The organism is Kitasatospora sp. NPDC059803 (assembly GCF_042732255.1).
Classification (GTDB): Bacteria; Actinomycetota; Actinomycetes; order Streptomycetales; family Streptomycetaceae; genus Kitasatospora.
The window spans coordinates 1-8104 of record NZ_JBHWIJ010000357.1; the positions used below are offsets into that span (position 1 = coordinate 1).

An 8104-nucleotide genomic window follows, 5' to 3' on the forward strand; every position below is an offset into this window, starting at 1 on the left:
TACGCACCCCCCGGGTTGGGGAGTGGGGCGGGGGGGGTGTGGGCGGGGGGTTGCGGGAGTGGGGCGGGGGGGGTGTGGGCGGGGGGCCGCACCGGGCGGGTGTCGGCGGGCCCGGGTGCCGAGGGGCTCAGGTGCCGGCGAGGGGGAGGGAGGCGGCGACCACCTGGCCCAGTGCCACCGCCCGCTCCAGCGCCTGGCGGAGCAGGTCCTCGCGCGGCTGGCGGCCCACCATCCCGGCCGGGACGGCGTACATGGTGACCTCGGAGAGCTGACTCGCGGCCATCCGCCAGGCGTCGGTGACCTGGAGCGGCTGGTGCGCCTGCCACCAGCCGGTGCTGCCGCCGGCGGCAGCGGGCTGCAGGATCGCGTGCAGCTTGCCCATCGCCACCAGGACCGACCAGCCGCCCAGTTGGTCCGGGGTCTCGTCGAGGTCGGTGATGGCCTGGAAGCCGGCGTCCTGGAGCAGGTCGAGGAACTCGTCCTCGCCCGAGGTGCTGCCGGGGCGCCCGACCGGGCCGGTCGGCTCGACGACCAGCGAGGCGTGCCCGACCTTGCCGTGCAGCACCAGCCCGCAGGTGATGCCGAGGATGGCGGCCTGGCCCGGCGCGCTGGGCTGGGCGGTGGGGGTGGTCGCCGGGGTCGGCGCGGGAATGGGCACCAGCGGGTGCGCGGGCGCGGCCGGGGCGCCGGTCTGGGCCTGGCTGATGCTGCGGACGGCGCCGACCAACTGCTCCTCGGCCACCGGCACCACCTGGGACGGGATGCAGCGGGCGTGGGCGAAGGCGAGTACGGCGGTCTCCTCGCCGACGAACAGGACGGTGCTGGTGGGCTCCGCGTGGGTGTCGCCGGAGGTGCGGCAGGAGGTGCATTCGTAGCTGTCGGGTGCGCGGTCGCCGCCGAGGAGGCGGTCCGCCTCGTCGTCGCCGATCTCGGACCGGACCTCGTCGCTGACGTCGAGCATGCGCGGCACTGGTTCTCCTCTGGTGGGTGCGGTTGGCGGTTGGGGGCGGATACGGGGAGGTCGCCATGACCAACGGGCCCTTGTGTCAGGCGTCACGGGTGGTCGACGAGGCTGACGGGAATTGCCTCTGATCCGACCGCGCCGCGTGTTCTCGTGGTCGCAATGTGTCGATGTCGGTGGCAGGCCTGCCGGAATGAAACCGTGAGGTGAGTCACGCCACCGTGATGTTTGATCTACGAATCGACGGCTAAAACGGGCATTTCGGGCAGGATTGTGCGGGTACTACCGCCGGTAACCCTTGGCTGAGCTGGGCAGACCGGTGGAGTTTTGGTTTCCCCGCCGACCGGCTCGTAGCTTCATTGGCGGCGCAACGAGCGCCACCCGGGTTCACCCCCGACGCACCGCCCCTCCGGCTCCCCGCCGGATGCGGCAGGTGCCCGCCGACGCGATCGCTCGAAAAGGTCGCCGGTGAGCGGCTGGGTGGCCGGGGCGGCAAGCGGCACGTCCGACACGTGCACGGTCGCCCGACGGACGCGGCAAGTGAACGCGGCCCTCTCCAGGGCCTGGTTCCGCATGCCCGCCCGGGGCTTTCGAGAGGAACCCCATGACCTTCCGTCACGAGATCGCCGCTGCCACCACCTCCACGGCCACCAAGCGCAACCGCGTCCGGATGGCTGTCGTGGCGGGCGCCGCTGTCGCGGCCCTGCCGGTGGCCGGCCTCGTCACGGCCACCTCGGCCTCCGCCGCCTCCGTCTCCACCTGGGACTCCGTCGCCCAGTGCGAGAGCGGCGGCAACTGGGCCATCAACACCGGCAACGGTTTCTACGGCGGACTGCAGTTCACCTCCAGCACCTGGGCCGCCTTCGGCGGCACCGCCTACGCCTCGCAGGCCAACCAGGCCACCAAGGCGCAGCAGATCGCCGTCGCCGAGAAGGTCCTCGCCTCGCAGGGCCCGGGCGCCTGGCCCGTGTGCTCCGTCAAGGCCGGCCTGACCAAGGGCGGCACCCCGGCCGCCGTCGACACCTCGGCCGGCTCGACCACCGGCTCGGCTGCCGGTTCGACCGCCGCCAAGCCGGCTGCCCCGGCCGCCAAGCCGGCGCAGACCCAGGCTCCGAAGGCCGCCGCTGCGCCGAAGGCCGATGTCGCGCCGAAGGCCGCTGCCCCGAAGGCCGCCGCTGCGCCGAAGGCTGACGTCGCGCCGAAGGCCGCGCCGAAGAACGACGCCGCCAAGGGCGCCAAGGGCTGGACCGGCTCGAACGACGCCAAGCCGGCCAAGGGCGACAGCTACACCGTCAAGTCCGGTGACACCCTGAGCTCGATCGCCGCCGCGCAGGGCCTGGACTGGCACGACCTGTACAAGAACAACGCCAAGGTCATCGGTGGCAACCCCGACCTGATCCTCCCGGGCCAGACCCTGAGCGTCTGAGCACCTGAGCACCTGGGCCTCTGAGCACCTGGGCCTCTGAGCGTCTGGGCCTCTGAGCAACTGAGTGTCTGAGCGTTTGACACCGGCTCTCCGGGGTCTGCCGCCTGATGTCGGCTGTCCGATGTCCCCGGCCTGAGGTCGGTTCAGCGGGCCTCCCGGCCCCGGCGGTGTGCTGACACCACGGCCGCTTCTCCGCTGCGCGGGGGAGCGGCCGTTGGCGTTTCCGGTGCTTCCGGTGTTCCCGGCGTTTCTGGCGTTTCCGGCGCGTTCGGAGTGTCGTTGGGGAGGGCCGTGAGGCGACCGGCCTAGGGTCGGCTGCTGTGCCGCCTCCCTGTGACGAGCGTATGTGCCGGGTCGTGCTTCGACTGGGCGTCGCCGTGGTGCTGCTGGCGGGGGCGGCGGCGATCCCCTGGGAGCGGGCCGGTGCGGCGGCCCGGGTCGCGGACGTCGTGTGGGACGGCCTCGCCGAGTGCGAGAGCGGCGGCGACTGGCAGGCCGACACCGGCAACGGCTACTACGGCGGCCTGCAGATCTGGCCGCCCACCTGGGAGGTCGCCGGCGGCTTGCGCTTCGCCGACCGGCCGGACCACGCGAGCCGTCGGGAGCAGACGACCGTCGGCGAGGAGATCCTCCGACGGCAGGGCTGGGAGGCGTGGCCGGACTGCGCGCGGGAGCTGGGGCTGATCGGCGGATCGCCGACTCCCGGTGGCGGTCCGACCTCCGGCGGCAGCCCGACCCCCGGTGGCAGCCCGACCTCCGGTAGCGGTCCGGGTTCCGGAGGTGGCCCGGGCTCCCGAGGCCGGCCGGGTTCCTGAGGCCGGCCGGGCTTCGGCCGTGGCGGTGCGGGAGGATGGTGGGGTGATCCAGGGCGAACTGTTCGGTGACCTGCCCGGTGCCGTCCCGGGCGGCCGGTCGGGGTCCGCTGCCGCACGCGGGCGCGCCGAGCCCGCCCCCGGTGCCGTCCTCCTCCCCGGCTGGCTGGACGCCGATGCCCAACTGCGCCTGGTGGCCGCCTGCCGGGAGTGGGCCCGCCCACCGGCCGGCCTGCACGCTGTGCGGATGCCCACCGGCGGGATGATGTCCGTACGAATGGTCAGCCTCGGATGGCACTGGTATCCGTACGGTTATCGGAAGGACGCGGAGGACGGCACGCCCGTCAAGCCGTTCCCGCCCGAACTCGACCGCCTCGCCCGCCGGGCCGTCGCCGACGCCTACGGGACGGACGCCCGGCAGATCGCCGGCGCCGCGTCGTACGAACCCGACATCGCGATCGTCAACCACTACCCGCACGGCGCGAAGATGGGCCTCCACCAGGACCGCGACGAGCGGACCGACGCGCCCGTGGTCTCACTCTCGCTCGGCGACGCCTGTGTGTTCCGGCTCGGGAACACCGAGACCCGGACCCGCCCGTGGACCGACCTGGAACTGCGCAGCGGTGACCTGCTGGTGTTCGGCGGCCCGGCCCGGTTCGCGTACCACGGTGTGGTGCGCACGCTGCCCGGCACGGCGGATCCGGCGCTGGGTCTGGTCGGCCGGCTCAACATCACCGTGCGGCAGTCGGGGCTGGCGGCGGGGGAGGCGGGGGATGCCTGAGTCCGGGTGGGCGTTCGTCCGTCCGCCTGGTGACCGCTCTTCCGCTCTTCCCCTACTGCTCGCTTACTCGTTCGAGTGAATCGGCTCCTTCGGCCCGGTGAGCGGGAATGACCCCGGTCGCCGGAGAATTCCAGTGGGTTGGAGAATTCGATCAGGACGGGCGCCGGAGCCGGGCGGAAGACCTCCGCCGGGGCCGTGGGCCTGGAGAGGAAGCGCACGCATGGGTACCCCCGTCGACGACCTTGTCGACCTGCTCGACCTGGAGCAGATCGAACTGAACATCTTCCGCGGGCGCAGCCCCGAGGAGGCGCTGCAGCGGACGTTCGGCGGCCAGGTCGCCGGGCAGGCGCTGGTCGCGGCCGGGCGCACGGTGGACGGCGACCGCCCGGTCCACTCGCTGCACGCCTACTTCCTGCGCCCCGGGGTGCCCGGCGTGCCGATCGTCTACCAGGTCGACCGGATCCGCGACGGCCGCTCCTTCACCACGCGCCGGGTGCTCGCCATCCAGGGCGGCCGGTCGATCTTCGCCCTCACCGCCGACTTCCACCGCCCCGAAGAGGGCGGCATCGAGCACCAGCACCCCATACCGGACGTCCCCGCGCCCGAGGACCTGCCCAGCGCGCTGGAAGAGGTCGGTTCCCGGCTCGGCGAACTCCCCCCGTTCATCAGCCGCCGCCAGCCCTTCGACATCCGCTACGTCGACCGGCTGCGCTGGACGAAGGAGGAGCTGGCCGGGGTCGAGGCGCGCAGCGGAGTCTGGCTGCGGACGGACGGCCCGCTGCCGGACGACCCGCTGATCCACGTCTGTGCCCTCACCTACGCCAGCGACATGACGCTGCTCGACGCCGTCCGCGCCCCCGTCGAGCCGCTCTGGGGCACCCGGCACTTCGACATGGCCTCGCTCGACCACGCGATGTGGTTCCACCGCCCGTTCCGTACGGACGACTGGCTGCTGTACCAGCAGGAGTCCCCGATCGCCCACGGCGGGCGCGGCCTCGCGCGCGGGCAGATCTTCGACCGGAGCGGGCGGCTGGTGGTGTCGGTGGTGCAGGAGGGGCTGTTCCGGCCGCTGGGCGCCGGCAGCTGACGGGGTGGGCGAGTGGGCGAGCGGGTGCGTCGGGTGCCGGGTGCCGGCGGCCGGGTGTCGGCCGAGCGGGCCGGCCTTCGTCCCGGCGGGCGTCGTGTCCGTGGTGTTGCCGTCGTGACGCCGTGTTGCCGTCCTGTGGCCGCCCTGTGGCGGTTCCGGCAGGCGGGAATGATCCGTCCGGGTGCGCGGCGTTGTGGTGGGTGACCGAGGTGGACGGCCCGAACAGCGGGCCGCCCGAGGACCGCAGTGGGAGGGTGTACCGATGACGGCTACGGCCGCGGAGGACTGGAAGCGCTGGAGCGATGGCCGGGCGGCGTCGGTGAGCTCGCCACACGGCCAGCTCGCACTCACCGGCACGCACTGGTTGGAGCCCGGACCCGTCGAGATCGTCGGCCTGCCCGGGCACTGGTGGGCCGACGCCGAGGGCGTCCGGGTCCGGGCGGCGGCCGCGGACGGCATCACCGTCGGCGGCGCCGACGGGCCGGTCGACGGCGAGGCGCTGCTCCGTCCCGACACCGATCCGGCCGCCGACACCGCCACCCTCGGCGACCTCCTGCTCGTCCCGATCGAGCGCGAGGGCGAGCTCGCCCTGCGGGTCTTCGATCCGGCCGCGCCGCGCCGGACGGCCTTCGCGGGCATCTCCGCCTACCCGTACTCGCCGGAGTGGGCCGTCCCCGCCGTCTTCACCCCGTTCGAGGAGGACGGCGCCCAGTCCGTGCTCGTCCCCAATGCGGACGGCAAGGAGCGCCCGCTCGCCGTCACCGGGCAGATCGCCTTCACCGTCGCCGGCGAGCACCGCGAGCTGACCGTCAGCCGCTCCGGCGACCGCCTCACCGGCGTCATCGCGGACGCGACCAGCGGCATCGGCACCTACCGCTTCCGCTTCATCACCCTCCCCGCCCCGGACGCGGACGGCCGCACCGTCCTCGACCTCAACCGGGCCTACCTGCCGCCGTGCGCCTTCGCCGACCACTTCATCTGCCCGTTCCCGCCGCCGGGCAACCGGCTCGACTTCGCAGTGGAGGCAGGGGAGAAGCAGGTCCTGACCAGGTAGGACGGGCCGCTGTCCGGCCCCGGTGCGGGGAGCGGGGAGGCCGGGGCGGACCATGGAGGGTTGTGTCGACCAATCATCCTGCCAATCCCGCCCCGGCGTCCGATCCCGCCCCGACGCCTGCCCCTGCCTCGGCGCCTGCCCCTGTCACGACGTCCGATGCCGCCCCTGCCGCTGCTCCGGCGGAGGAGCCGCCCTCCGACGTCTCCGCTCCGTCGGCCGGAACCGAGACCCTCCCCTGGTGCCGGCGGGCCTTCGCCGACCTCAGCCCACTGCGCGACCACCCCGACTACCGCCGGGTCTGGTTCGGGCAGGCGGTCTCCTCCATAGGCCAGCAGATGACGGCCGTCGCCGTCTCCGTCCAGGTCTACGACGAGACCGGCTCCGCCTTCGCGACCGGCCTGGTCGGCCTCTTCTCCTTCTTCCCGATCGTCGCCTTCGGCCTGTACGGCGGCGCGATCGCCGACACCGTCGACCGGCGCAAACTCGGCCTGATCGGTTCGGCCGGGCTCGCCGCCGTCTCCGCCGTCCTCGCCGTGCAGGCACTGGCCGGCCTCGGCCAGGTCGCCGTCCTCTACGCCGCCGTCGCCGCCCAGGCCGGCTTCTTCGCCCTCAGCTCGCCCGCCCGCTCCGCGATGATCCCCCGGCTGGTCCCCAGCCACCAGCTCCCCGCGGCGAACGCGCTGAACACCGTCAGCATGAACCTCGGCCTCACCGTCGGACCCATGCTCGGCGGCGTCCTCATCGGCGCCTACGGCACCCAAGCCGCCTACCTGGTCGACACCGTCGCCTTCGCCGGCACCCTCTACGCGATGTGGCGCCTGCCCGCCATGCGCCCGCTCGGCGACCGCAAGGGCCGCGCCTCCGTCCTCGACGGCCTCCGCTTCCTGCGCGAGCAGCCCAACCTGCGCACCAGCTTCCTCGCCGACCTGGCCGCGATGATCTTCGGCATGCCGCGCGCCCTCTTCCCCGCCATCGCGGTCACCTTCTACGGCGGCGACGCCCGCACCGTCGGCCTCCTGGTCGCCGCCCCCGCCGTCGGCGCCCTCACCGGCGCCCTCTTCTCCGGCTGGGTCGGCCGCATCCACCGCCAGGGCGCCGCCGTCCTCGTCGCCGTCGCCGCCTGGGGCCTCGCCATCGCAGCCTTCGGCGCGCTCCACAACCTCTGGCTCGGCCTCCTCCTGCTCGCGGTCGCCGGCTGCGCCGACACCGTCAGCATGATCTTCCGCAACACGATGATGCAGGTCGCCGCCCCCGACGAGATGCGCGGACGCCTCCAGGGCATCTTCATCGTCGTCGTCGCCGGCGGCCCCCGCCTCGGCGACTTCGAGTCCCGCGCCGTCGCCGCCCTCACCAACCCCGCCACCTCCGTGATCACCGGCGGCCTCGCCTGCGTCGCCGCCGTCGTCCTCCTCGCCGCCCGCCGCCCCGCCTTCCTCACCTACGACGCCCGCCACCCCACCCCCTGACCCACCCCGACCTGTCCCGACCCACCCACCCCCCAACCCGGCAGCGAGCACCCCTCCACGTGCTGTATTGTTTTCCACGTCGCCGGGACAACCGGAGACAAGGTCGAGAAGCCCACAGCAGAGCCCCCCAGGCCCCGCTACCGGGCACCGAGACCACGGGACGTGGCGCAGCTTGGTAGCGCACTTGACTGGGGGTCAAGGGGTCGCAGGTTCAAATCCTGTCGTCCCGACTGTGAAGTCGGTTGTGAGAGCGGGTACTTGGGAAACCGAGTGCCCGCTCTTGCTGGTTTTCGGGGCTCGTTTTTGGTCCCGGGCGGTCCCAAAATGGTCCCCAGGTTTGGCCGCAGGTTCCTCGCCACTCGTTGCTCCAGTGGCTGGTGTGCGGATTGTTCTTCGATCTCAAGGTGAAGCGCGAGACCTCCTTGCCGTTTCGCTGGAGCGAGGTGTGGTGGCGGCCTTTTGATTTGGGTTAGTGAGGGGGGGGGGGGGGTAGTATGGTAAAATTGGTTATGTGGGG

Annotated in this window: 7 protein-coding genes and 1 tRNA gene; 7 read left to right on the forward strand and 1 reads right to left on the reverse strand. The window is 73.0% G+C overall.

The annotated features are described in order from the left end of the window. Nucleotides 1–127: 127 nt before the first annotated feature. Complete coding sequence (locus ACFV6I_RS35105) at nucleotides 128–961, reverse strand: hypothetical protein (protein WP_380429943.1); 834 nt, start codon at nucleotides 959–961, stop codon at nucleotides 128–130. 604 nt (nucleotides 962–1565) lie between these two features. Between ACFV6I_RS35105 and ACFV6I_RS35110 the strand changes: the two genes are divergently transcribed. From ACFV6I_RS35110 to ACFV6I_RS35140, 7 genes are all read left to right on the forward strand, one after another. Next, on the forward strand, nucleotides 1566–2387 hold the full coding sequence (locus ACFV6I_RS35110) for a transglycosylase family protein (RefSeq protein WP_380429932.1): 822 nt from the start codon (nucleotides 1566–1568) through the stop codon (nucleotides 2385–2387). Between the two features lie 356 nt (nucleotides 2388–2743). Beyond that, complete coding sequence (locus tag ACFV6I_RS35115; protein WP_380429935.1) at nucleotides 2744–3202, forward strand: transglycosylase family protein; 459 nt, start codon at nucleotides 2744–2746, stop codon at nucleotides 3200–3202. A gap of 70 nt (nucleotides 3203–3272) precedes the next feature. After that, entirely contained in the window at nucleotides 3273–3980 is a 708-nt protein-coding gene (locus ACFV6I_RS35120; RefSeq protein WP_380429946.1) for an alpha-ketoglutarate-dependent dioxygenase AlkB, read from the forward strand. 220 nt (nucleotides 3981–4200) lie between these two features. Beyond that, nucleotides 4201–5067, forward strand: coding sequence for an acyl-CoA thioesterase II (locus tag ACFV6I_RS35125; RefSeq protein ID WP_063349667.1), 867 nt, complete (start codon nucleotides 4201–4203; stop codon nucleotides 5065–5067). A 262-nt stretch (nucleotides 5068–5329) separates the two neighbouring features. Further along, entirely contained in the window at nucleotides 5330–6121 is a 792-nt protein-coding gene (locus tag ACFV6I_RS35130; protein ID WP_380429937.1) for a DUF1684 domain-containing protein, read from the forward strand. Between the two features lie 62 nt (nucleotides 6122–6183). Beyond that, entirely contained in the window at nucleotides 6184–7587 is a 1404-nt protein-coding gene (locus ACFV6I_RS35135; RefSeq protein WP_380429940.1) for an MFS transporter, read from the forward strand. Between the two features lie 156 nt (nucleotides 7588–7743). After that, nucleotides 7744–7817: transfer RNA gene (locus tag ACFV6I_RS35140), tRNA-Pro, on the forward strand. Nucleotides 7818–8104 lie beyond the last annotated feature (287 nt).